Origin of the sequence: Streptomyces adelaidensis, assembly GCF_016598475.1 — a bacterium.
Classification (GTDB): Bacteria; Actinomycetota; Actinomycetes; order Streptomycetales; family Streptomycetaceae; genus Streptomyces; species Streptomyces adelaidensis.
On sequence record NZ_JAEMUX010000017.1, the window covers coordinates 43,421 to 67,336 of the forward strand.

The 23,916-nt window shown below is 71.6% G+C and carries 19 protein-coding genes; 6 read left to right on the forward strand and 13 right to left on the reverse strand.

From position 1 onward, the window contains the following. Nucleotides 1-427 precede the first annotated feature (427 nt). Nucleotides 428-3,343 carry a glycoside hydrolase family 48 protein gene (locus tag I8N67_RS12640; RefSeq protein WP_200303063.1) on the forward strand — a complete coding sequence of 972 codons (2,916 nt, stop codon included), beginning with the start codon at nucleotides 428-430 and terminating at the stop codon, nucleotides 3,341-3,343. A gap of 129 nt (nucleotides 3,344-3,472) precedes the next feature. Further along, nucleotides 3,473-6,139 (forward strand): cellulose binding domain-containing protein, encoded by a 2,667-nt coding sequence (locus I8N67_RS12645; RefSeq protein WP_200303064.1) that lies wholly within the window; start codon nucleotides 3,473-3,475, stop codon nucleotides 6,137-6,139. 232 nt (nucleotides 6,140-6,371) lie between these two features. On the opposite strand, the gene I8N67_RS12650 is transcribed toward I8N67_RS12645, so the two are convergent. The 5 genes from I8N67_RS12650 to I8N67_RS12670 form a co-directional block, all read right to left on the reverse strand. After that, nucleotides 6,372-8,237: a rhamnogalacturonan lyase gene (locus I8N67_RS12650; RefSeq protein ID WP_200303065.1), complete on the reverse strand. Its 1,866-nt coding sequence runs from the start codon at nucleotides 8,235-8,237 to the stop codon at nucleotides 6,372-6,374. Nucleotides 8,238-8,275: 38 nt separating this feature from the next. Continuing rightward, a complete protein-coding gene (locus I8N67_RS12655; protein ID WP_307835219.1) occupies nucleotides 8,276-8,434 on the reverse strand; it encodes a WCX domain-containing protein in 159 nt (52 codons plus the stop codon). 45 nt (nucleotides 8,435-8,479) lie between these two features. Beyond that, on the reverse strand, nucleotides 8,480-9,220 hold the full coding sequence (locus I8N67_RS12660; protein ID WP_200303066.1) for a class I SAM-dependent methyltransferase: 741 nt from the start codon (nucleotides 9,218-9,220) through the stop codon (nucleotides 8,480-8,482). Between the two features lie 5 nt (nucleotides 9,221-9,225). After that, nucleotides 9,226-9,531, reverse strand: coding sequence for a 4a-hydroxytetrahydrobiopterin dehydratase (locus tag I8N67_RS12665; RefSeq protein ID WP_200303067.1), 306 nt, complete (start codon nucleotides 9,529-9,531; stop codon nucleotides 9,226-9,228). 90 nt (nucleotides 9,532-9,621) lie between these two features. Beyond that, nucleotides 9,622-10,689 carry an ADP-ribosylglycohydrolase family protein gene (locus I8N67_RS12670; protein WP_200303068.1) on the reverse strand — a complete coding sequence of 356 codons (1,068 nt, stop codon included), beginning with the start codon at nucleotides 10,687-10,689 and terminating at the stop codon, nucleotides 9,622-9,624. A 36-nt stretch (nucleotides 10,690-10,725) separates the two neighbouring features. On the opposite strand from I8N67_RS12670, the gene I8N67_RS12675 reads away from it, so the two are divergent. Both I8N67_RS12675 and I8N67_RS12680 read left to right on the forward strand, forming a co-directional pair. Continuing rightward, a complete protein-coding gene (locus I8N67_RS12675; RefSeq protein ID WP_200303070.1) occupies nucleotides 10,726-11,610 on the forward strand; it encodes a helix-turn-helix domain-containing protein in 885 nt (294 codons plus the stop codon). A 39-nt stretch (nucleotides 11,611-11,649) separates the two neighbouring features. Further along, nucleotides 11,650-12,513, forward strand: coding sequence for a Sco1979 family transcriptional regulator (locus I8N67_RS12680; RefSeq protein ID WP_200303072.1), 864 nt, complete (start codon nucleotides 11,650-11,652; stop codon nucleotides 12,511-12,513). A gap of 38 nt (nucleotides 12,514-12,551) precedes the next feature. Here I8N67_RS12680 and dnaK read toward each other — a convergent pair whose 3' ends face one another. From dnaK to I8N67_RS12700, 4 genes are all read right to left on the reverse strand, one after another. Next, a complete protein-coding gene (gene dnaK / locus I8N67_RS12685) occupies nucleotides 12,552-14,432 on the reverse strand; it encodes a molecular chaperone DnaK (RefSeq protein WP_200303079.1) in 1,881 nt (626 codons plus the stop codon). 227 nt (nucleotides 14,433-14,659) lie between these two features. Next, complete coding sequence (locus tag I8N67_RS12690) at nucleotides 14,660-15,085, reverse strand: OsmC family protein (protein WP_200303081.1); 426 nt, start codon at nucleotides 15,083-15,085, stop codon at nucleotides 14,660-14,662. Nucleotides 15,086-15,172: 87 nt separating this feature from the next. Continuing rightward, nucleotides 15,173-17,302, reverse strand: coding sequence for a phage holin family protein (locus I8N67_RS12695; RefSeq protein WP_200303176.1), 2,130 nt, complete (start codon nucleotides 17,300-17,302; stop codon nucleotides 15,173-15,175). 214 nt (nucleotides 17,303-17,516) lie between these two features. Further along, on the reverse strand, nucleotides 17,517-17,996 hold the full coding sequence (locus I8N67_RS12700; protein ID WP_200303177.1) for a hypothetical protein: 480 nt from the start codon (nucleotides 17,994-17,996) through the stop codon (nucleotides 17,517-17,519). A gap of 92 nt (nucleotides 17,997-18,088) precedes the next feature. Between I8N67_RS12700 and I8N67_RS12705 the strand changes: the two genes are divergently transcribed. Further along, the gene (locus I8N67_RS12705) at nucleotides 18,089-18,862 is read left to right on the forward strand and encodes an MBL fold metallo-hydrolase (protein WP_200303083.1); all 774 of its coding nucleotides are present in this window, start codon (nucleotides 18,089-18,091) and stop codon (nucleotides 18,860-18,862) included. A 34-nt stretch (nucleotides 18,863-18,896) separates the two neighbouring features. Beyond that, complete coding sequence (locus I8N67_RS12710; RefSeq protein ID WP_200303085.1) at nucleotides 18,897-19,520, forward strand: DedA family protein; 624 nt, start codon at nucleotides 18,897-18,899, stop codon at nucleotides 19,518-19,520. Between the two features lie 147 nt (nucleotides 19,521-19,667). Here I8N67_RS12710 and I8N67_RS12715 read toward each other — a convergent pair whose 3' ends face one another. From I8N67_RS12715 to I8N67_RS12730, 4 genes are all read right to left on the reverse strand, one after another. After that, nucleotides 19,668-20,810 (reverse strand): MBL fold metallo-hydrolase, encoded by a 1,143-nt coding sequence (locus I8N67_RS12715; protein WP_200303087.1) that lies wholly within the window; start codon nucleotides 20,808-20,810, stop codon nucleotides 19,668-19,670. A gap of 96 nt (nucleotides 20,811-20,906) precedes the next feature. Beyond that, nucleotides 20,907-22,124: an aminotransferase class I/II-fold pyridoxal phosphate-dependent enzyme gene (locus I8N67_RS12720; protein ID WP_200303089.1), complete on the reverse strand. Its 1,218-nt coding sequence runs from the start codon at nucleotides 22,122-22,124 to the stop codon at nucleotides 20,907-20,909. A gap of 102 nt (nucleotides 22,125-22,226) precedes the next feature. Continuing rightward, complete coding sequence (locus I8N67_RS12725) at nucleotides 22,227-22,931, reverse strand: hypothetical protein (protein ID WP_200303090.1); 705 nt, start codon at nucleotides 22,929-22,931, stop codon at nucleotides 22,227-22,229. Between the two features lie 235 nt (nucleotides 22,932-23,166). Then, nucleotides 23,167-23,883, reverse strand: coding sequence for an ANTAR domain-containing response regulator (locus I8N67_RS12730; RefSeq protein ID WP_200303092.1), 717 nt, complete (start codon nucleotides 23,881-23,883; stop codon nucleotides 23,167-23,169). Between the last annotated feature and the right edge of the window lie 33 nt (nucleotides 23,884-23,916).

Below are 23,916 nucleotides of genomic sequence, written 5' to 3' on the forward strand. Positions count from 1 at the left end.
GGGTGTTCTCGCCGATCTCGTGGGCGCCCAGCGGGACCTGGGCGGCATCTACGCGGGCACGGCGGTGCTCTCCGGCCACGACGCGATGAGCGCGGCGCTGACGCTCGCGCCGACGAGTAAAAGACCTGAACGCGGGGGGTGTCGCATGAGCGACTCCTTACAGATCGGACGTCCGTGACGGACGTGTCGACTGATGGAACCGCTCCCACTGGTGTTGGTGAAGGTAGCGCCAAGTGACGGTAAAAGACAGAGGTGTTGCGTTATTGCGCGTGACGAATCTTTTCGCCTCGTCGAATCTTTTCGACTCTTCAAGCACCTTGACCCCTAGCACCCCTCTCCTCAATATGGGAGCGCTCCCACTGGTTCAAGGCTTGTTGTTGCTGCTCCGCCCCCACCTTCGTAAGAGCCGCACGGAAGGAACCAGAGCATGCACCCCAGACCCGGACGCCGCATCACGCGGCGCCTGTGGACCGCCGTGGTCGCGGCCTTCGCCCTCCCCCTGACGATGCTGAGTGCGGGTTCAACTCCCGCAAGCGCAGCGGCAGTTGCCTGCAGCGTCGATTACAAGACGAACGACTGGGGTTCGGGCTTCACCGCCGAACTCACGATCACCAACCGGGGCACCGAGGCCATCAGCGGCTGGGCCCTGACGTACGCCTACGCGGGCAACCAGACGCTCTCCAACGGCTGGAACGGCACCTGGTCGCAGTCCGGGAAGACGGTCACGGCACGCAACCTGTCCTGGAACGGCACGATCGCCGTCGGGGCCGCGGTGACCACCGGCGCCCAGTTCACGTACAGCGGCACGAACGCGGCGCCGGCCGGCTTCGCGGTCAACGGCACTCCTTGTGTGGGCGCGCACCAGCCGCCGATCACGGTGCTGACCAGCCCGACCGCGGGCGCGGTGTACTCGCAGGGCGACGCGGTGCCGATGGCGGCCACCGCGGCCGCCGCGGACAGCGCGACGATCTCCAAGGTCGAGTTCTACGACGACACGACCCTGCTGGGCACGGACACGACCTCGCCGTACACGTTCTCGGCCACCGGGCTGAGCGTGGGCGGTCACTCGCTGGTCGCCAAGGCGTACGACAGTCTGGGCGCGTCGGCGGACTCCACGCCGGTCGGCATCACGGTCGCCTCGGGTCCCGCCGTGGTGGTCTCGCCGACCCAACTGGGCGTGCGGCAAAGTGAGTCGGGCACGTACGACGTAAAACTTTCGACACAGCCGTCGGGCAGTGTGACGGTGACGACCGCGCGGGCGTCCGGCAACACCGGGCTCTCCGTGACGGGCGGCGCGTCGCTGACCTTCACGTCGTCGAACTGGAACACCGCCCAGAAGGTGACCATCGGCGCCAATGCCTCGGGCACCGGCTCGGCGGTCTTCGAGTCGACGGCCACCGGCCATGCCAAGGCCGCGGTGACCGTGACCCAGCTGGCCTCGTCGGGTGAGTACGACGCACGGTTCCTGGAGCTGTACGGCAAGATCACCAACCCGGCGAACGGCTACTTCTCCCCCGAGGGCATCCCCTACCACTCGGTGGAGACACTGATCGTCGAGGCGCCGGACCACGGTCATGAGACCACGTCGGAGGCGTACAGCTACCTCCTGTGGCTCCAGGCCATGTACGGCAAGGTGACGGGCGACTGGTCCAAGTTCAACGGGGCCTGGGACATCATGGAGAAGTTCATGATCCCGACCCACGCCGACCAGCCGACCAACTCCTTCTACAACGCCTCCAAGCCGGCGACGTACGCGCCCGAGCACGACACCCCGAACGAGTATCCGGCGCAGCTCAACACCGGTGTCTCGGTCGGCCCGGACCCCATCGCCGCCGAGCTGAAGAGCGCGTACGGCACGGACGACGTGTACGGCATGCACTGGCTGCAGGACGTCGACAACGTCTACGGCTACGGCAACTCGCCCGGCAAGTGCGAGGCGGGCCCGACCGACACCGGCCCGTCGTACATCAACACCTTCCAGCGCGGCCCGCAGGAGTCCGTGTGGGAGACCGTCCCGCAGCCCACCTGCGACCAGTTCAAGTACGGCGGCACGAACGGGTACCTGGACCTGTTCACCGGTGACGCGTCGTACTCGAAGCAGTGGAAGTTCACCAACGCCCCGGACGCCGACGCGCGTGCCGTGCAGGCCGCGTACTGGGCGGACATCTGGGCCAAGGAGCAGGGCAAGGGCGCCGACGTCTCCGCGACCATCGGCAAGGCCGCGAAGATGGGCGACTATCTGCGCTACTCGATGTACGACAAGTACTTCAAGAAGATCGGCAACTGTGTGGGGGCGACCAGCTGCCCCGCCGGTACCGGCAAGGACGCGTCCCACTACCTGATGTCCTGGTACTACGCGTGGGGCGGCGCCACCGACACCGCGGCGGGCTGGGCCTGGCGCATCGGCTCCAGTCACACGCACGGCGGCTACCAGAACCCGCTGGCCGCGTACGCCCTCGCCAACTACGCCCCGCTGAAGCCCAAGTCGGCCACCGGGCAGGCGGACTGGGCCACGTCCCTCAACCGGCAGATCGAGTTCTACCGCTGGCTGCAGGCCGACGAGGGCGGCATCGCGGGCGGCGCCACCAACAGCTGGGCGGGGCGGTACGCCACTCCCCCGGCCGGTACGCCGACCTTCTACGGCATGTTCTACGACGAGAAGCCCGTGTACCACGACCCGGCGTCCAACCAGTGGTTCGGCTTCCAGGCCTGGTCCATGGAGCGCGTCGCCGAGTACTACCAGCAGACGGGCAACGCCGCCGCGAAGACCGTCCTCGACAAGTGGGTCGACTGGGCGCTGTCCAAGACCACGATCAACCCGGACGGGACGTACCGCATTCCGTCGACCTTGCAGTGGTCCGGCGCGCCCGACACCTGGAGTGCGTCAAGTCCCGGCGCCAACGCGGGACTTCACGTCACCGTCGCCGACTACACCGACGACGTGGGCGTGGCGGCCGCGTACGCCAAGACCCTGACGTACTACGCCGACCGCTCCGGGGACGCCGACGCGGCCCGGGTCGCGAAGGCGCTGCTCGACGGCATGTGGGACCACCACCAGGACTCGCTCGGCATCGCCGTTCCTGAGACCCGGGCCGACTACAACCGGTTCGACGACGGGGTGTACGTGCCGAGTGGGTGGACCGGGACGATGCCGAACGGGGACGCGATCAACTCGTCGTCGACGTTCGACTCGATCCGGTCGTTCTACGAGGACGATCCGGCTTGGTCGAAGATCGAGGCGTATCTCGCCGGCGGGGCCGCGCCGTCGTTCACGTATCACCGGTTCTGGGCTCAGGCGGACATCGCCTTGGCCATGGGTTCGTACGCGGAGTTGTTGGAGTAGCTCCGGGTCGTATGTCGGCCGCGGGTGATCCGTGGCTGGTCGCGCAGTTCCCCGCGCCCCTTGAGGGCGCGGGGTTGCTGTGCCCTTTTCTGAGAACTTCCCCCCACTCGTCAGGAGAGGACCCCCACGTTGCGAAGAACCCGCATCCTCACCACCGTCCTGGCCCTCGCGGCCGGTCTTCTCGCGGGATCCCCACCCGCGCTCGGCGCCGAGAAGGCCGACAAGCCGGTGTCCATCGCCGCCGACACCTACACCTGGAAGAACGCCCGTATCGACGGGGGCGGCTTCGTCCCCGGCATCGTCTTCAACCGCGAGGAGCAGAACCTCGCGTACGCCCGTACGGACATCGGCGGGGCCTACCGCTGGGTGCAGTCGTCGAAGACCTGGACCCCGGTGCTCGACTCGGTCGGCTGGGACAACTGGGGGCACACGGGTGTCGTGAGCCTCGCGTCGGACTCGGTCGACCCGAACAAGGTGTACGTGGCGGCCGGTACGTACACGAACAGCTGGGACCCGGGGAACGGGGCGATCCTGAGGTCGTCGGACCGGGGCGCGAGCTGGGCGAGGACGAACCTGCCGTTCAAGCTGGGCGGGAACATGCCCGGGCGGGGCATGGGCGAGCGCCTGGCGGTGGACCCGAACAAGAACAGCGTGCTGTATCTGGGCGCGCCCAGCGGCAAGGGGCTGTGGCGGTCGACGGACTCGGGGGTCACCTGGTCGCAGGTGACGGACTTCCCCAACGTCGGGAACTACGTGCAGGACGCGAGCGACACGAGCGGCTACGCGTCCGACAACCAGGGCATCGTCTGGGTCACCTTCGACGAGACCACCGGCACGTCCGGCAACGCGACGAAGAGCATCTACGTCGGGGTCGCCGACAAGGACAACGCGGTCTACCGCTCGACGGACGCGGGCGCGACCTGGTCGCGGGTGGCCGGCCAGCCGACCGGCTATCTGGCCCACAAGGGCGTCCTCGACGCGACGAACGGACACCTCTACCTCTCCTACAGCGACAAGGGCGGCCCGTACGACGGCGGGAAGGGCCGGCTGTGGCGGTACGCGACCGCGACGGGCGCCTGGACGGACATCAGCCCGGTGGCGGAGGCCGACACGTACTACGGGTTCAGCGGGCTGACGGTCGACCGCTCGGACCCGGGCACGGTCATGGCGACGGCGTACAGCTCCTGGTGGCCGGACACCCAGATCTTCCGCTCGACGGACAGCGGCGCCACCTGGACCAAGGCGTGGGACTACTCGTCGTACCCGAACCGCTCGAACCGCTACACCATGGATGTGTCGTCGTCGCCCTGGCTGACCTGGGGCGCGAACCCGTCGCCGCCGGAGCAGGCGCCGAAGCTGGGCTGGATGACGGAGGCGCTGGAGATCGACCCGTTCGACTCGAACCGGATGATGTACGGGACGGGCGCGACGGTCTACGGCACGGAGAACCTGGGGAACTGGGACAGCGGCGGCCAGTTCACCATCAAACCGATGGTGCAGGGCCTGGAGGAGACCGCGGTCCTCGACCTGGCCTCTCCCCCGTCCGGCGCCCCGCTGCTCAGCGCGCTCGGTGACATCGGCGGCTTCCGGCACACGGACCTGACGAAGGTCCCGTCGATGATGTTCACCTCGCCGAACTTCACGACGACGACCAGCCTGGACTACGCGGAGTCCAACCCGAACACGGTCGTCCGGGTCGGCGACCTGGACTCCGGCCCGCACATCGCCTTCTCCACGGACAACGGCGCCAACTGGTTCGCGGGCACCGACCCCTCGGGCGTCAGCGGCGGCGGTACGGTCGCGGCGGCCTCGGACGGCAGCCGGTTCGTGTGGAGCCCGGACGGCACCGGCGTGCAGTACGCGACCGGCTTCGGCACCTCGTGGTCGGCGTCGAGCGGCATCCCGGCCGGCGCGATCGTCGAGTCGGACCGGGTGGACCCGAAGACCTTCTACGGCTTCAAGTCCGGGAAGTTCTACGTCAGTACGGACGGCGGCGCGACCTTCACCGCCTCCTCGGCGACCGGCCTGCCCGGCGGTGACAGCGTCCGCTTCAAAGCGCTGGCCGGTGTGAAGGGTGATGTGTGGCTGGCGGGCGGCGCGACGGACGGCGCCTACGGTCTGTGGCACTCCACGGACGGCGGCACCACCTGGACCAAGCTCTCGAACGTCGAGCAGGCCGACACCATCGGCTTCGGCAAGGCGGCCACCGGGGCCTCGTACCAGACCCTCTACACCAGCGCCAAGATCGGCGGCGTGCGCGGCATCTTCCGCTCGACGGACAAGGGCGCGACCTGGACCCGGATCAACGACGACGCCCACCAGTGGGGCTGGACGGGCGCGGCGATCACGGGTGATCCGCGTGTCTACGGCCGGGTCTACGTCGCGACGAACGGGCGCGGCGTCGTCTACGGCGACTCCTCCGACTCGGCAGGAGGAGGCGGCGGTACCGATCCCGACCCGGAGCCGGAGCCCACGGGCGCCTGCGCGGTGACGTACAAGATCACCAGTGAGTGGTCGGGCGGCTTCCAGGCGGACGTGCGGCTGGCCAACACGAGTACGAGCGCGTGGACCGGCTGGTCGCTGGGCTGGACCTTCCCGAACGGCCAGAGCGTCTCCCAGCTCTGGAACGCCGACCACACCCAGTCGGGGTCGGCCGTCACGGCGAAGAACATCAGCTGGAACGGGAACGTGGCGGCGGGTTCGTCGGTGAGCTTCGGCTTCACCGGAAGCTGGTCGGGGACGAACGGGAAACCGACCGCGTTCAAGCTCGGTGACCAGTCCTGCGCGGTGACCTGACACCCCCGGGCAGGACGAGAAAGAGGGCGCGCGCCGGGTCGGCGCGCGCCCTCACTCGTCCTCGTCGTCACGGTGGCGGATCCACCAGAAGAGCATCACCGTGGCGGCTATCAGCGTGATGATCGCCGGAGCGGCGGTCACGAGGCGGGACAAGGTCATCGACGGATGGTCCCGCCCTTGTCCGCCGACGTCACTAGGACGGCTGAAAATACACCCGTTCGTGTCGCATGAGTTATGGCGTGTACACCGTCGGCCTGGGTGCCGTGGGCATCCCGTTCCCGATGAAGAAGCTGGTGTGCGGGGGCTGGTTGTAGGCGGTGTTCTGCCAGGCCAGACCCGTGCGGTACATCGTGTCGTGCAGCAGGGTCGTGATCTTCGTGCCGGTCTCGACGGGGGTCGAGTAGATCCGCAGCGCCGTGTTGCTGCTGGTGCGCCAGACGACCTCTTCGCGCCAGTCGCCGAGGATGTCGCCGGAGAGGGCGGGGGTGGCCTTGGTGCCGTTGTTGGAGGACACCCCGGAGCCGGTCAGCAGGCGGGTGTCCGAGGAGGTGCCGTACTTGTCGATGCGGGTGCCGTCGAGGAGTTCACGGACCGGGTCGCCGTCCCACCAGGAGAGGAAGTTGACGGAGGAGGGCTCCCGGCCCTTCGTCGCGCCGCCCTCGTCGCGGATGGACGAGTCGGAGGCGGACCACATCTCGGGCCCGTCGTTGCCGGCGTAGATGTCCCCGGCGACGCCCCGGCCGTTGTCGCAGCAGGCGGCGAGCTGCCAGCGGATCGCGCCGTTGGCCGGGTTGATGTACAGCTCGGCGGGCTGCGAGGTGGACTCGGAGACCTTGAAGTACTCCAGGCCCGAGGTGGACGCGTCGAGGTCGCCCAGGTGCTGGGCGTCGCCGTGGCCCGTCCTGGTGGTCCACAGGGCGTTGCCGTTGTCGTCCACGGCCATCGCCCCGTACACGATCTCGTCCTTGCCGTCGTTGTCGACGTCACCGACGGAGAGGCTGTGCGAACCCTGCCCGTCGAAGCCCTTGCCGCTGTTGGTGGAGGAGTTGGTGTCGAAGGTCCAGCGGCGGGTGAAGGAGCCGTTCCGCCAGTCCCAGGCGGCGATCACCGAACGGGTGTAGTAGCCGCGCGCCATGATCAGCGAGGGGCGGGCGCCGTCCAGGTACGCCGTCCCGGCGAGGAAGCGGTCGACGCGGTTGCCGTAGGAGTCGCCCCAGGACGAGACCGTGCCGCGGGCCGGGACATAGTCCACGGTCTGCATCGCCCTGCCCGTCTGGCCGTTGAACATGGTCAGGTACTCGGGGCCGGACAGGATGTAGCCGCTGGAGTTGCGATGGTCCGCGGACGAGCTGCCGATGACCGTGCCGGCGCCGTCGACCGTGCCGTCCGCCGTCTTGGCGGCGATCTCGGCCTTGCCGTCACCGTCGTAGTCGTACACCTGGAACTGCGTGTAGTGCGCGCCCGAGCGGATGTTGCGGCCCAGGTCGATACGCCACAGGCGGGTGCCGTCCAGCTTGATGCCGTCGATGATCGTGTTGCCGGTGTAGCCGGACTGCGAGTTGTCCTTGGCGTTCGTCGGCTGCCACTTCAGGACGAACTCCAGGGCGCCGTCGCCGTCGAGGTCCCCGACGGAGGCGTCATTGGCCTCGTAGGTGTACGCGACGCCGTCCGGGGTGGTGCCCCCCGCGGGCGCGCTGATCGGTACGTCCTTGTAGCCGGTGCGGAGTTGGACCGCGTGGACCGAGTCGCCCTGCTCCACTCCGTTCACGATCGCCCGGACCGTGTAGTCCGCCTGGGAGGGCGCCCCGGAGTGGAAGTAGTTGGTGGAGCCGGTGACCGGCGTCGAGTTGACCTTCGTACCGGCCCGGTAGACGTTGAACGACACGTCGTTCGGGTCGGTCCCCAGCCAGCGCCAGCTGACCAGGTTGCCGCTGTCGACGTGCACACTGACCACGCCTCGGTCGAGGGCCTCGACCTGGCGGGCGGTGGCCGCCTCGGCGGGGGTGACGGTGAAGGTGACGAGTCCGGCGGCGACGAGGGCCGCTGTCACCGCCGAGCGCAGGGCTCGGCGTCTGTGGTACCTGTGCGGGTGCTGCACGTGACGAACCTCCAGAAAGGACGGACGGGTTCCGCCTCTCAGTCGCCGCCGTTCCCGGCCACGTTGCCGTACCTTTCGGCCAGTTCGGCGACCGTGCGGCCGATCCTCGCGCGCAGCTCGCCCGGTGCCAGCACCTCGATGTCCGCACCCAGCCGCAGGAACTCGCCCTGAGCGTGTTCGACCGACTCGATCGGCACCCTGAGGGTGGCCCAGCCGGCCGACGGTCTCCTGAACCCGGACGCTCAGCCCTTGCGGAACGCGCGCAGGGTGAACTCCGGGTCCGGGCGGGCCCGGTCCTGGTCGGGCAGGGCCGCGAGCCGGACCGCGAACCCGTCGGCGCGCGGGTCGCCCGGCGGCAGCGTCACGAACCAGCCGCGCCGCAGGTCGGCGACGGTGCGGCGGGGGCTTCGGCCCTGGCCACGACCGGGGAAGCGGGCGTGTCCGTTGGTGCGCAGGCCGTGTTCGTCGGCGTACTTCTCGACGGTCGCCGCGGTGTCCATGGCCGGGGTCCGGGGGCGTGGGGCGAGGACGGCGTCGATGTCGCTGCCCACGTTGTGGGCGGCGGCCTTGTCGACGGTGGTGACGTAGACCCCGCCGGGGCGGAGCACCCGGGCGCACTCGGCGACGACGGTCCGTACGTCTTCGGCGCCGCCCAGCAGGTGCAGCAGCCACACGCTGGTCACGGCGTCGAACTCCCCGTCCCGGAAGGGGAGTCGGCGGCCGTCGGCGATCACGACGGAGCCGGGCAGCCGTTCGGCGGCCCGGCTCGCCATCGCGTGCGTGAGGTCGATGCCGGTCACCCGCATCCCGTGCCGCCCGGCCGCGAACCGCCGGGTCACGATCCCGGTGCCGCAGGCGAGGTCGAGCAGCCGGCGGGTGCCCTCGGGGACGAGGCCGAGCACCGCCTCGGCGGCGGCCTCGGCCCGGGGCTCGCCGCCGCGCAGCGCGTCGTAGTCGACCGCTTCCTTGTTGTAGTCCAGCACCCGCCTCAGCCCGCCCCGTGGCCGGGCGCGAGCGCCTCCACCTTGCGGGCCAGCTCGAAGTCCTTCTCGGTGACGGCGCCGCCCGCGCTGTGCGTGCTGATGGTCAGCGAGACGGTGTCGTAGCCGAGGGTGAGATCGGAGTGGTGGCCGAGCTCCTCCTGCGTCCGGGCGATGTGCACGACCAGCGCGGTCGCCGCGAGGTGCGAGGCCAGCCGGTAGGAGCGGGCGATCCGGTCCCCGTCCAGCGACCAACCGGGCAGCTCCGCCAGCCGGTCCTCGATCTCCTTCTGCGACAAGGCTTCGACGGCCATGGCCGACTCCTTCCGTGACGTCCCCTCCATGACGTGCGGTCTCTCTCAGCCTGCCACAGCCCGGCCGCCGGGTCCCTGGTCGGACGGTTCTCAGATCCTTGCGCACTCCGTCGCGAAGTCGTCCGCCAGGACGGTGATGTCGGCGCGGCCCTCCGTCACCGCCACCCAGTCGTGCGGCAGGCCGTGGTCGCCGTAGTGGGCGCCGAGGAGGTTGCCGCAGATGGAGCCGGTGGAGTCGCTGTCGCCCGAGTGGTTGACGGCGAGGAGCAGGGCTTCCGTGACGCTGTGGGTGGCGAGAGCGCAGTAGACGCCCATGGCGAGGGCCTCCTCGGCGATCCAGCCGGCGCCCAGGGACTCGACCTTCTCGGCGGTGGGCGCTCCCTCGGCGGCCAGGTCGAGGGCGCGGTTCAGGGCCGTGCTGGTCTCCTCGTGGCCGGGGTGGCGGGCGAGCAGCCGCAGTGCGCGCAGCACGGCGCCCTCCAGCGACTCGTCGGCCACCAGATACGCGACGATGGCGGCCAGGGCGCCTGCGGCGTAGTAGCCGGTGGGGTGGCCGTGGGTCATACGGGCGCCCTGTACGGCCCGCTCGAACGCGGTCTCGGCCGGGACGCGGGCCAGCCCGAAGGGGGCCGAGCGCATGACCGTGCCGCAGCCCTTGGAGTCCGGGTTGATCGGCCCGGGCCGGCCCGGCGGGACGGCCGGCTCGGCGTGGAACGGCTGGGCGAGGCCGGAGAGACAGGCGTTGCCGGGGGCGCGGAGGGCGTACAGCCAGGGGAGGGCGGCGAGGCCGGAGCCGGCGCGCGGGTCGGGGCCGGGCTGCCGCTGGGTGTCGAGCCAGCGGCCGTAGGCGCCCCGGAGCAGCTCGGTCCAGGTGCCGTCGGCTCCCTTGAGGCGCTCGTGCTCGTGGGCCTGGTGGAGTCCCTCGACGGTGAAGAGGGTCATCTGGGTGTCGTCGCTGATCCGCCCCACGACCCCTTCGCCGTCCGGCACCAGCCCGGTCACCCCGCGGCCGCCGTGCTGGGACCGGATGATGTCGAGCGAGGCGAACTCGATCGGATAGCCGAGCGCGTCCCCGACCGCCCCGCCCAGCAGGCATCCTCGTACCCGGGCCCGGTAGACGGCCGTCGCCTCCCAGGACGGGTTCCACGGGTTGTACACGCGCCACACCTCGATCGCCTCGACTACGTTCTTCGCATGACCATTGTCCCGACCCGCGCCGCGGACCGCCCCGCCACCCCCGCCGACCAGGGCGTCGGCCCGCTGCTGCGGTCCTGGCGGGAGCAACGTCGGCTCAGCCAGCTGGAGTTGGCGCTGCGGGCCGGTTCCTCGGCACGGCACATCAGCTTCGTCGAGACGGGCCGCTCCCGGCCGAGCGAGGAGATGCTCCTGCGGCTCGCCGAGCACCTGGACGTACCCGTGCGGGAGCGCAACGCGCTGCTCCTGGCCGCCGGTTACGCCCCGCGTTACCCGGAGACCCCGCTGGACGATCCGGCGCTGGCGGCCCTGCGCGAGGGCATGCAACGGCTGATCCAGGGCTACGAGCCGTATCCGGCGCTGGTGATGAACGCGACGTACGACGTCATGGCCGCCAACCAAGGCATCGCCATGCTGCTGGACGGCATCCCCGACTCCCTGCTCGCAGCACCGCTCAACGGCCTGCGGCTGACCCTGCACCCCGAGGGCCTGGCACCCCGCATCCGCAATCTGCGCGCCTGGCGGGGCCATCTGCTGGACCGGCTGGAGCGCCAGATCGCCCTGCGCCGCTGGGAACCGCTGCGCGCGCTGTACGAGGATGTGGCGGCGTATCCGCTGCCGCCGGGCACGCCCGAGGAGGATCCGGACGGGGACGGGGGCCGGGAGCCCGGAGCCGCGGCGAGCCCCTACTTCGCGCTGCCGATGCGGATCGAGCACGAGGGCCGGGTGCTCTCCTTCGTCTCGTCGGTCTCCACCTTCAACACCCCCATGGACGTGACAGTGGCCGAGCCGGCCATCGAGACGTTTCTCCCGGCCGACCCGGCTACGGTCACGTACCTCCACTCACGGATGACCCGGCCCCATGAGATGTCCACCGGAACATGACAGACTGGTCGCATACTTCGGCGCGTGGGGAGGCGTGGCGTGAGTGAGCGGCGGGCCGCCCCCACCGTGGGCCAGGTGGTCCTCGGAAGACGGCTGCAGGAACTGCGCGAGGCCGCCGGGCTCAAGCGCGAGGAGGCGGCACGCGTCCTCCGGGTCGCCCCGGCGACCGTACGGCGCATGGAGACCGCGGATGTCTCGCTCAAGATCCCGTACGTCCAGGTCCTGCTGACGACGTACGGCATCGCCGAGCACGACGTCGCGGCGTTCGTGAGGCTGGCCGAGGAGGCGAACAAGCCCGGCTGGTGGCAGCGGTTCCACGATGTGCTGCCCGATTGGTTCAGCGTGTACGTCAGCCTTGAGGGCGCGGCGCATCTGATCCGGCAGTACGAGCCGCACTTCGTGCCCGGGATGCTGCAGACCGAGGACTACGCGCGGGCCGTCATGGAGGCCGGAACGGTCGGGCAGACCGGCCCCGAGACGATCGAACGCCATGTGTCGCTGCGCATGGCCCGGCAGAAGCTCCTCACTCAGGAGAACCCTCCGCACCTCTGGGTCATCATGGACGAGACGGCCCTCCTGCGGCCGGTGAGCATCCGCTCCCAGGTCATGCGCGACCAGATCGACCGCCTCCTGGAGATCACCCGGAAGGACCACGTCACCCTTCAGGTCTCCGAGTTCGCCAGTGGGCCCCACCCGGGCACGTACGCCCCGTTCTCCCTCTTCCGCTTCGCCGAACCCGAGCTTCCCGACATGGTCTACACCGAGTACCTCACCGGCGCGCTCTACCTCGACTCCCGCGGTGAGGTCGCCATGCACCTGGAGGTCCTCGACCACATGGCCGCGCACGCGGCCTCCGCCGAACGGACCACGGAGATCCTGCGGCACTACCGCGAGAAGTACTGAGGCCGGTCTCAGCTCCGCCCCCGCCCCGGACCGCCGCCCTACGCGGCGCCCCCCTTCGTGCCCTTCTGATCCCTCTCGTCGTCCACGATCTCCGCGTCCACTACGCCTTCGTCCTCCGCAGGACCCGAGGACGCGTCGTTCGCCGAGTCGCCCGGTGAACCGCCGGCGGCGGCCGCCGCGTACATGGCCTGGCCCATGCGTTGGCTGACGGTGGCGAGTTTCTCGGTGGCGGCGCGGAGGGCGGCGGTGTCCTCGGGGTTCTCCAGGAGGCGTTTGAGGTCGGCGGTCGCGGCCTCCACCTCGGATTTGGCGTCGGCGGGGACGCTTTCCTCGTTCTCGCGGAGGAACCTCTCGGTCTGGTAGACGAGTTGCTCGGCGTGGTTGCGGGTCTCGGCGGCCTCGCGGCGCCGGCGGTCGTCGTCGGCGTACTGCTCGGCCTCCCGCATCATGCGGTCGATGTCGTCCTTGGGGAGGGCGGAGCCGCCGGTGACGGTCATCTTCTGTTCGCGGCCGGTGGCCAGGTCCTTCGCCGAGACGTGCATGATGCCGTTGGCGTCGATGTCGAAGGCCACCTCGATCTGCGGCACCCCGCGCGGCGACGGCGGCAGCCCGGTGAGGTCGAAGACGCCCAGCTTCTTGTTGTACGCGGCGATCTCCCGCTCCCCCTGGTAGACCTGGATGCCGACCGAGGGCTGGTTGTCGGCGGCCGTGGTGAAGATCTCCGAACGCCGGGTGGGGATGGTGGTGTTGCGCTCGATGAGCTTGGTCATGATGCCGCCCTTGGTCTCGATGCCCAGGGACAGCGGGGTGACGTCGAGCAGCAGGACGTCCTTCACGTCGCCGCGGATGACGCCCGCCTGGAGCGCGGCGCCCACGGCCACCACCTCGTCGGGGTTCACGCCCTTGTGCGGGTCCTTGCCGGTGAGTTCCTTCACCAGGTCGGTCACGGCGGGCATCCGGGTCGAGCCGCCGACGAGGATGACGTGGTCGATCGCGGCGAGCTTGACCCCGGCGTCCTTGACGGCCTGGTGGAACGGCGTTTTGCAGCGGTCGAGCAGGTCGGCGGTCAGCTCCTGGAACTGCGCGCGCGTCAGCTTCTCCTCCAGGTGGAGGGGGCCCTCGGCGGAGGCGGTGACGTACGGCAGGTTGATGGAGGTCTCGGAGGAGCTGGACAGCTCGATCTTGGCCTTCTCGGCGCCCTCGCGCAGCCGTTGGAGCGCCATCTTGTCGTTGCCGAGGTCGATGCCGTACTGCCCCTTGAAGCGTTTGACGAGGTATTCGACGACCCGCTGGTCCCAGTCGTCGCCCCCCAGACGCGTGTCGCCGTTGGTGGCCTTCACCTCGATGACCCCCTCGCCGATCTCCAGCAGCGAGACGTCGAACGTGCCGCCGCCGAGGTCGAAGACGAGCACGGTCTGCTCCTCGCCCCGGTCGAGGCCGTACGCGAGGGCGGCCGCCGTCGGCTCGTTGACGATCCGCAGGACCTTCAGCCCCGCGATCTCCCCCGCCTCCTTGGTCGCCTGCCGCTGGGCGTCGTCGAAGTAGGCGGGCACGGTGATGACGGCGTCGGTGACGTCCTCCCCGAGATACGACTCGGCGTCCCGCTTCAGCTTCTGCAGGACGCGCGCCGACAGCTCCTGGGCCCGGTAGCGCGTACCGTCCACGGAACCCTGATCGGGGAAGCGCCAATGCGTGTCGCCCATACGGCGTTTGACGGAGCGCGCGGTGCGCTCCACGTTCGTCACGGCCTGCCGCTTGGCGACCTCGCCGACGAGGACCTCGCCGTTCTTGGCGAAGGCCACCACGGACGGTGAGGTCCGCTGTCCCTCCGCGTTGGCCACGACGGTCGGGTCGCCGCCCTCCAGTACGGCCACCACCGAGTTCGTCGTACCGAGATCGATTCCGACCGCGCGTCCCATCGCCGTCCCCTTCCAGCAAGGTTCCGCCAGCTGTTCCCCCCTCCAGCACAAAACTTGAGTGAGTTCTTGTCAATGGGGTGGGCGGCGGTCCGCGCTCAGGGGTGGGGGCGTAACGGATTCATCTGCGGGGCGCACGACGGCGTCCGGCCCGGAGCCGTGTCACGGCGACGGCCGGGCAGGCCGCCCGCTGGGGCGCCTGTCCGGCCGTCGTGGAGCGGAGCCGCAGGTCAGGCCAGCTCGGCCGTCAGCGTGATGGTCGTGCCGGTCAGGGCCTGGCTGACCGGGCAGTTCTTCTTGGCGCCCTCGGCCGCCGACTGGAAGCCGTCCGCGTCCAGGCCGGGGACCTCACCGCGGACGGTGAGGTGGATGCCGGTGATGCCCTCGCCGGGCTGGAAGGTCACGTCGGCCTTCGTCTCCAGGCGGGTGGGCGGGGTGCCCGCGCCGGTGAGGCCGTGGGAGAGCGCCATGGAGAAGCAGCTGGAGTGGGCGGCCGCGATCAGTTCCTCGGGGCTGGTCTTGCCGTTCGCCTGCTCCGCGCGCGACGGCCACGACACCGGCTGCGAACCGATGCCGGAGGAGTCGAAGGTGACGGTGCCGCTGCCCTTGAGGAGCTCGCCCTCCCAGACCGTGTGTGCGGTGCGCGTGGTTGCCACGATGTGTCCTTTCGATGGGGTCCCGTTGCCGGGTTCCGTGCCCCCATCCGATCACACTCGGGTGCGTTCTTCTTCGAGTGCGGGTGCCTATGCGTCCGCCGGGTTCTGTGTTTTGGCGGGTGCGGGTCCCTCGTGGCCTGTCGCGCGGTTCCCCGCGCCCCTGTCGGGCGCGTCGGTGTGGGCCGGCAACGGGACCTGCGGGCCGTTGGATTCGCGCAGCCACCGCCTCAGTACTCGGTGGATCTGTTCGGCGCCCGTCAGTTGCTCGTCCTCCTCGACCGGCGCGGAGAGGGCCAGCGGGGACAGCAGGAAGGGGCGGGACTGGCAGCCGCCGAGACCGCCGTGGGAGCCGATCTGTTCCTCGAAGGCGAGGACCTCGCCCTCGGCCGGGTCGTACCAGGAGTTGACCATGATGTCGGCGACGTGCGGGAAGGTGTGCGTACGGCGGACGGCGTCGGCGGCGCCGGGCCCGAAGTCGGCGAGCGGGCCCGGGTGTTCGTCGCTCAGCTCGTCGACGGGGATCTCCGCGCCGTGCGCGCCGAGCACGACACCGCCGTGCTTCTCGCTGTGCACGAGGACGAAGCCGATGCCGGGGTGGTTGGCGAGCGTCGACAGCAGCGCCGGGTGACGGGCGTCCATCTCCTCCCGGCTCATCCGGTGCGGCACGTCCGGGAAGGAGACGAGGCCGAGGTTGCCGGAGGCGAGGACGATCGGCTCGGAGCGACGGGTAGGCCGGTACTCCTCGACGCCCTCCTCGACGGGTATGCGCAGCGCGGCCCGTACCGCCGCCCGTGCCTCGGCGCCACTGTGGGTGCGCTCGGCGCGCCTCGGTACGGGCAGGCCGCAGCCGGCGCGGACCAGGCTGCCGAGGGTGAGGCCGTAGCGGCCGAGGAAGGTCTCGCCGGGGCTCTGGCCGTGGTCGGACAGCAGGACGATCCGGTAGGCGCGTGGGGCGTGTTCGGCGACCTGCGCGATCAGCGCGAGGGAGCGGTCGAGACGTTCGAGGACCTGCTCGGCGTCCCGGCTGTGCGGGCCGGAGTGGTGGGCGACCTCGTCGTACGCCACCAGGTCCGCGTAGATCGCCGCGCGGCCCGCGAACATGTCGCCGATCACCGCGGCGACGACGACATCGCGCTCGACGACGGTCGCGAAGGCGCGGATGAACGGGTAGAGGCCGCCGCGCTTGACGCGGGGCCGCTGTCCGGCGAACCGGGCGCGGGTGGACTGGCCGGTCTCCCGCAGGACGTCGGCGACGAAGGAGAAGGCGGTGCGGACGGCGTTGGCGGGGTCGGAGAAGTAGGCGAAGTACCCGGCGCGGGACCGGTTCCGCCTGTCCCGGCGGGCCGCGATCGACAGGACGAGGGCGAGCTGGTCCGCGCCGCCGCTGAAGAGGTTGCCGCGGCTGGCGCCGTCGACGGTGAGCAGTCCGCCGTCGCCGGTGCGGTCGATGGCCCGGCGCTGGAGTTCGGCGGCGCTGGAGGGCCGGTTGCAGACCATCACCTCCCGGCTGTCCTTCTCGTACCAGCGGAAGGCCGGCACGTCGTGGTTGGTGCCGTGCAGGATGCCGAGCTGGCTGGCGCCGGTCTGGCTGGACCAGTCGGTGCGCCACGGGGTGAGCCGGTGGGTGGGCCGGGGGGTGGGCGGTACGCGCGTGGCCCCGGCCGCCGGCCGGCCGAGCCAGCGGGCCACGGTCGGCATGAGGCCCTTGTCCATCGCCGCCTCCAGGACGTCGTGGCCGACGCCGTCGAGCTGGAGGAAGAGGGCGCCGGGACCGGCGGGCCCCGGCCGGCCGCGGGCGTGCCTGCGCCTGCGGTCGGCCAGCCGGTAGAGGCGCCGCCGGTACGCGTCGTCGTCCCGTACGGCGAGGGCACCACCGGTGGCGGAGGCGACGGCGGACATCACCGCGGCGACCACCACGGCGGTCTCGGGCGCGGCCTCACCCTGTCCGGAGGGGTTGACCCACAGGGCGAGCAGGAGCAGCGAGCCGTTGAGGAAGAAGACGAGCAGGCCGAGCACGAGAGCCGGTACGAGCAGCAACGCCCGGACGAGCAGCGGCCACGCCAGGGAGGACAGCAGGCCGAACATCCCGGCGCCCAGGGCGGCGGTCACGGCGATCTGCGTGGCGGTGCTGCCGTCCGCGGACTGCAGCCTGAAGTCGGGCAGCGCCCCCGCGAGCACGAGCATCGTCAGCGTGGACACGGCCCACACGGCGAGCATCCGCCAGACTCCGCTCAGCACCCTCCGCCAACGCCCACCGCCCACGCCCGGCCACCTCACGTCCTGGTCCCGCGCCCAGCCTGTCACACGCCGGGGGCGCCGGGGCGCCGCCCGAGGGGTGGCACGGAGGCAGGGACGGGGCACGCGCGAGCACACCTGGGCAGGCGTGCGAGCGGGCGGGTGCGGCCCTGCGCGCACCGCCGGCGAGCAGGGCTCAGCGTCCGTCGTACCCGGCCGTCGGCATGGACAGACGGCGGTGGACACTGGCCTTCATCTGGGCGTCGTACGCGGGTTCGGCGCGGCCGACGGTCTCGACGCGAATACCGCGTCTCGCGCACTCGGCGGTGAAGTCGTCGACGGAGGCGAGGGCGCGTTCGAGGACGCGGCGGCTGGGGGCGACGAAGAGGTCGACGAGGCCGGCGTCGACATCGGCCCACAGGGCGCCGTGGTCCGGGCGCAGCGCGCGTACGAGCAGCTCGCGCGTCACGACATAGCCGCGCTCGGCGGCCCAGCGGGCGCACATGGCGTGCTGGCTGCGGGAGTCGACCAGGAAGGGATCGGCCTCCAGCTCCTCCAGCGGGGTCAGGCTGGCGATGGCCGCGACCCGCACCACCGTGCCACGCCCGGCCGCCCCACCGCACCCACGGGACACCTCCCGGCAGGGCATGCCGGAGGCGTCACGCTTGTCTCCCATTCCCATGGAGTCCCCCCTCACCTCCGGTCCAGGGCCTGAGACCCTACTCCAGCCCGTACGCTCGGGGGAGTAGCGCGAAGGAGGCGAACGGAGTGCCGGTGGAGATCACCTGGTGGGGTCATGCGACCTGCACCGTGGAGGACTCGGGCACGCGGGTGCTCACCGACCCCCTCTTCACGCGCCGGCTCGCGCATCTGCGCAGGCGCCGGGGTGCGCCGCCCCCGCCGGAGGCGGCGGTCGCGGACGTGGCGCTGGTGTCGCATCTGCACGCCGACCATCTGCACGTCCCGTCGCTGGCCCGGCTCGCCCCGGGCACCCGGCTGGTGGTGCCGAGGGGCGCGCCGCGCCAGGTGCCGGGGCTGCGCAGGCTGGCGCATCTGCGGCTTTCCGAGGCAGCTCCCGGGGACGAGGTCAGGGTCGGTGACCTGGTCGTACGTGCCGTTCCTGCCCGGCATGACGGGCGGCGGCTGCCGGTCGGGCCGCATCGTTCGCCGGCGCTCGGCTTCGTGATCGAGGGTGACGCGCGGACGTACTTCGCCGGGGACACCGGGCTGTTCGAGTCGATGGCCAAGGAGGTCGGGCCGGTCGATGTGGCGCTGCTGCCCGTCGGCGGCTGGGGACCCTATCTCGGCGAGGGGCATCTGAACGCGGGGCGCGCGGCGGAGGCGCTTGCGCTGCTCGCGCCCCGGAGCGCGGTTCCGGTGCACTACGGCACGTACTGGCCGATCGGCATGGACGCCGTGCGCCCCCATGAGTTCCATGCCCCCGGCGAGGAGTTCGTCCGTCTCGCCGCCGCCCGCGCCCCCGAGGTGGCCGTGCACCGGCTGGGCCACGGGGAGAGAGTACGGCCGGGGGCGGCGCGATGAGCCGTCGGCCGAGCGGAGTGGCGGAGGGCGCCCGGTGATCGTCCTGTCCGCCGTGAGCACTCCCCTGCCGCACGAGTCCACGCAGCAGGCCATCGGCTATCCGACGCTGTTCCTGCTGGTGTTGATCGGCGCTCTGGTGCCGGTGGTGCCGACGGGGGCGCTGGTCAGTTCGGCGGCCGTGGTGGCGTTCCATCAGGCGGCGCCGTTCGCGCTGCTGCTGTTGTTCGTGGTGGCGTCGGCGGCCGCGTTCCTCGGGGACATCGCGCTGTACTGGCTGGGGCGGCGCGGGATGGGCTCGAAGAACGGCTCCCGCTGGCTGGAGGCGATCCGCCGGCGGGCGCCGGAGGACCGGCTGGCCCAGGCCCAGGCGAAGCTCGACGACCACGGGGTGACCGTGCTCGTGGTGTCCCGGATGCTGCCGGCCGGGCGTCTCCCGGTGATGCTGGCCTGTCTGCTGGCGAAGATGCCGCTGCGGCGGTTCGCGCGGGGCAACCTTCCGGCGTGCCTCGCCTGGGCGGTCACGTATCAGCTGATCGGCATTCTCGGCGGGTCGCTGTTCAGTGAGCCGTGGGAAGGGGTGCTGGCGGCTGTGGTGCTGACGCTGCTGATCAGTGTGGTGCCGAGTCTTTGGCGACACGTACGGGAGCGCTCCGCTTGAAGGCGTGCGGGCGCCGGGGGGAGCTCGGGAGTTGCCGGTTCGTTGCGGGCTGCGGGTTCGTGGGGGCTGGTCGCGCCCAGGCGGCGGAGCCGCATATCGACGCAGCCCCGCGCCCCTTTGGGGCGCGTCGGTGTGGGTCGGCGGAATTCAGTCGAGCATCTGGGAGGCGCCTACCGGTAGGTCCCACAGGTTCTCGCGCGGTAGGCGCGCCGCTCTCCATGCCGCTCGTACTCGGGTCAGGGGTTCCAGGACCGGTTCCGCGGAGAGGACGAAGGTGGCCCAGTGCATGGGGGCCATGCGGTGGGCGCCCAGATCCTGGAAGGCTCGTACCGCCTCCTCCGGGTCGCAGTGGACGTCGCTGAGCCACCAGCGGGGGTCGTAGGCGCCGATCGGCAGGAGGGCGAGGTCGATGCCGGGGTAGCGGCGGCCGATGCGTGAGAACCAGTGGCCGTAGCCGGTGTCGCCGGCGAAGTAGAGGCGCTTGCCGTCGGGGGCCGTGAGCACCCAGCCGCCCCAGAGCGAGCGGCAGGTGTCGGTGAGGGTGCGCTTGGACCAGTGGTGGGCCGGTACGAAGTCGAAGCGGACGCCGTCGAGTTCGGCTGCCTCCCACCAGTCCAGCTCGGTGACGCGGCCGAACCCGCGCCGCCGGAACCAGCGGCCGAGGCCGGCCGGCGCGAAGACGGGGGTGTGGCGCGGGAGCCGGGCCAGCGTGGGGGCGTCGAGGTGGTCGTAGTGGTTGTGGCTGATGGCGACCGCGTCCACCCGGGGCAGCTCGTCCCAGGCGATACCCACGGGGGTGATCCGGGTGGGCGTGCCGAGGATACGGCGGGACCAGACGGGGTCGGTGAGGACGGTGAGCCCGCCGATCCGCACCACCCAACTCGCGTGCCCCGCCCAGGAGACGGCGAGGGTCCGCGCGCCCACCCGGGGCAACGGCCGGGGCTCGTACGGCAGTCGCGGGATGTCGGTGAGCCCCTCGGCCCCGGGGCGGACCGAGCCCTCGCGGGCGAACCGGGCGAAGGCCTTCAGGCCGGGCAGCGGCGTGGTCAGCCGATCGGCGAAGGAGTGCGGCCACCGGCGCCGCTCGCCGAGCGGGCGGGGCTCGGCGAGCGGCGGGGGCGGGGGCGCGAGGGGGCGGGCGAGGGACGAGGACGGGACGGACGTCGGATCGTCGGTGTCCTCAGTGGTCGTCGTGGAGTTGGTCGCCGAGGTGGTCGCTGAGTTGGTCGCCGAGGTGCTGACCGAGCTGCTGTCTTCGACCGAGGTGGTCGACTCGGACTGCTGCGTCATCGAGGAGGCTCCCGTCGCCGAGCGTCATCACGAAGGGTCGTCGTCGCTGAAGGTCGCTGAGGAGGAGTTGCCGTCCGCCGGCCCGGAGAGCCGTCGTCATCGAAGGTCCTCCAGGGCCGTTCCGAAAGCGGTCAACGCATGTTCCACATGCGGTAGTTCCAGGGGGTCCGGCGCGGTGAGGGCCTTCGCCCGCTCCTCGTCGGTGGTGCCGAGGAACGCGTCGGTGGACAGCCGCACGCGCAGCGCCGCGAGGTCGTCCCCGAACCGGTGGCCGCCGGGTGCGGGCATACCGAGCCGGGCGGTGAGAAAGTCCTCCGCCTCCTGAGCGTCGCCGACGCCGTGCGCGGCGAGCGCCGAGCGCAGCGGGGCGAGGTCGGCGTACAGATGCCGGCCGGCGCGCGGCGGCAGCGCGAACGCCCCGGCGGCCATCACCGCCCGGTGCGCGGCCGCGGCGACCCGCGCGTGCAGTCGTACGGCGGTGGCGAGCCGTTCGGTGACGGGGTCCGGCTCGCCCAGGGCGTAGGCGGCGGCCGCGGCGACCGGGGTGGCGACGCGGGCGCCGAGAGCGGTGAGCACGTCGAGGACCCGGTCGCGCAGACCTGTGCCGTCCCCGTTGGCCGGGAACCGGGCGACGGCGGCCGGCCAGCCGGGGGGCAGGAAGGGTCCGGCGAGGTCGGTGACGACGGTGACCCCGTCGGGCAGCATCTCGGCGGGGCTGAGCAGCACGGTGTCGTGCGGATCGTGCAGGGTGTCGCGCCAGGTCTCGTCGCTGACCAGGTGCAGCCCCTCCCCCAGGGCGGCCTCCATGGTCTCGTGCACCAGTTCGGGAGGGGCGACGGTGGCGGTCGGATCGTCGGCGACGCACAGCACGAGCAGCCGGGGGTCACCGCCCTCGGCCCGGATCCGGCGCACGGTCTCCAGCAGCGCGTACGGGTCCGGTACGCCCCCGCACTCGACGGGCGTGGCGACATGGAACACGGATCTGCCCAACGCCCTCGCCTGGGGCTCCCACCAGGCGGCGCACGGCCGTGGGAGCAGGACGTCGCCGCCGATCGCGGCGGTCAGTGCGAGGAGCAGGGCGGGGGCGCCGGGGGCGGCGACGGCCCGGTCGGGTTCGGTGGGCAGACCACGCCGGTCCCAGTAGCCGCAGGCGGCGTCCAGGAGCGCGGGCGGACCGCCGGGGGGTACGGCGTGGGGCCGGCCCGCCGCGGCGGAGAGTACGGCGGCCAGTTCGGGCAGGACCGGGAGTCCCTGGCCGGGAAGGGGCGGCCCGTAGCGGACCGGACCGTGCCCCTCCGGATCCGTCCGCCGCATGTGTGCCTCCGCGCAGTCGTGGCAGGAAGGCGCCGGGCGCGCCCTCGGCCTGTCAGTACCCAGGTCCGCGCGCCGCATGGGCGCCCGTACGGGTTACCTCGGTCACGGTGTCCACCGGTCCCGGCGGCGCAGCCGGTGTACGGCGGCGCCGAGCGCTCCCGCGATGAGGAGGCCACCGGCGACGAGGGCCGGGACGGAGTCGGTGAAGGCACCGCCGCCGCCCGCCTGGACGCCCCGCTGGACCGACGCGGTGGGGTGCGTGGGGTCATGAGCGGGGTCGTGAGCAGGATCGTGCGTGGGGTCATGAGCGGGGTCATGAGCGGGGTCGTGCGTGGGGTCGTGCGTGGGCTGGTGCGTCGGCTGGTGGGTGGGGTGGTGCGGGTCGCCGCCGAGGGAGACGGTGAAGGTGGCGCTCCACTGCTTGCCCTGACCGCCCGGTGCCGCCGGGCAGGTGCCGTCGACGTTCCACTCGCTGGGGCCCTTCGCGTCGGGGCCGGTCTCGAAGTCCGCGGCGGGGGCGATGCGGGCGGTGCCCTGGTAGGAGGGGCCGCCCGCGGAGTCGTCGTTGCCTGGGAGGCGTTGCAGCTTGACGGTGCCCTGCTCGAAGGCCTGCGAGCTGGCGTCGATCGTCTCGGGGGCGGGGCCGCCGGTGGGGTCGCAGGAGACGGAGACGGTGAGCGTGCCGCCCGGCTCGACGGTGTTCGGATTCACCTCGGCCGCCGGTTCCGCGTACGCGGCCGGTGCTGCGGCGCCCAGAGCGGCACCGATCAGGGCGGTGGCGGACAGGACACGGGCTCTGCGGCGCATGGGGCTCCTTCGACGCGGGGTTGCTCCGCGGTCCATCAGAGCGTGGGGGGCCGCGCCGCGCGCGCGGCCGGGCACCATTCGCGGTAGTCGTGGCCGCCGAGTGGGTGACCTTTCGGTCCGCTCCGGTTCAGCCGATGGGCGCCATTGGAGTTCGGGTCCCTTGTCGGCTACCGGTTCACCGTGGCTGGTCGCGCGGTTCCCCGCGCCCCTTAGAAGCAGGGCGCTGGTTCTGGACTCAGTTCGACAGTGAGACCAATTCGTCCTCCAGGCCCCTGCCTCTCCTGTCCACCACCGCCGACGCCACGTCGGACAGCTTGCGGTTGGTGGTCTGGGAGATTCGGCGGAGGACGGTGAAGGCGGTGTCGGCGTCGCAGGCGAGGACGTGCATGACGATGCCGCAGGCCTGGTCGACGACGGGGCGGGTGCGCAGGGCGGCGCCGAGTTGGCCGAGTTGGGTGAGGGCGTCCCGGTAGGAGCGGTCGCGGACGATGCAGGTCGCGGCGAGGTCGCCGAGGGCGCGGGCTGGGCCGTGGGGGACGTCCTCCAGGACGCCGGGGCGGAAGCTGTAGAGGCTGAGGGTCACGGCGAGACCCGAGCGCCTGAACGGGAGGGTGACACTGGACCGTACGCCCGCGTCGAGGGCCACGGCCCGGTACTCCGGCCAGCGTTCCTCCCGGAGCAGGTCGCCGGAGTCGACGGGCGCGCCGCGCTCAAGGGCGGCCGGGATCGGCCCGTCGCCCGAGCGCAGTTGGACCGAGACCAGTCCGGCGAGGTCGGGGTGGGTGACCGCGGCGGGTCGTTCGGCGCCGCAGTCGGACACCGTGCTGCTGGCGCCGCAGCAGTCGGTGGTGCAGCGCGCGGCCTGTTCGACGAGCTCGGAGAGCCTCCTGCCCGGATGAGCCGATTCCGGGGATTCCCGGCCCAGCAGGCCGAGGTGTTCGGTTTCCGGCATTCTGCCCGCCTCCTCTTCCGATCGCCTTCCCGC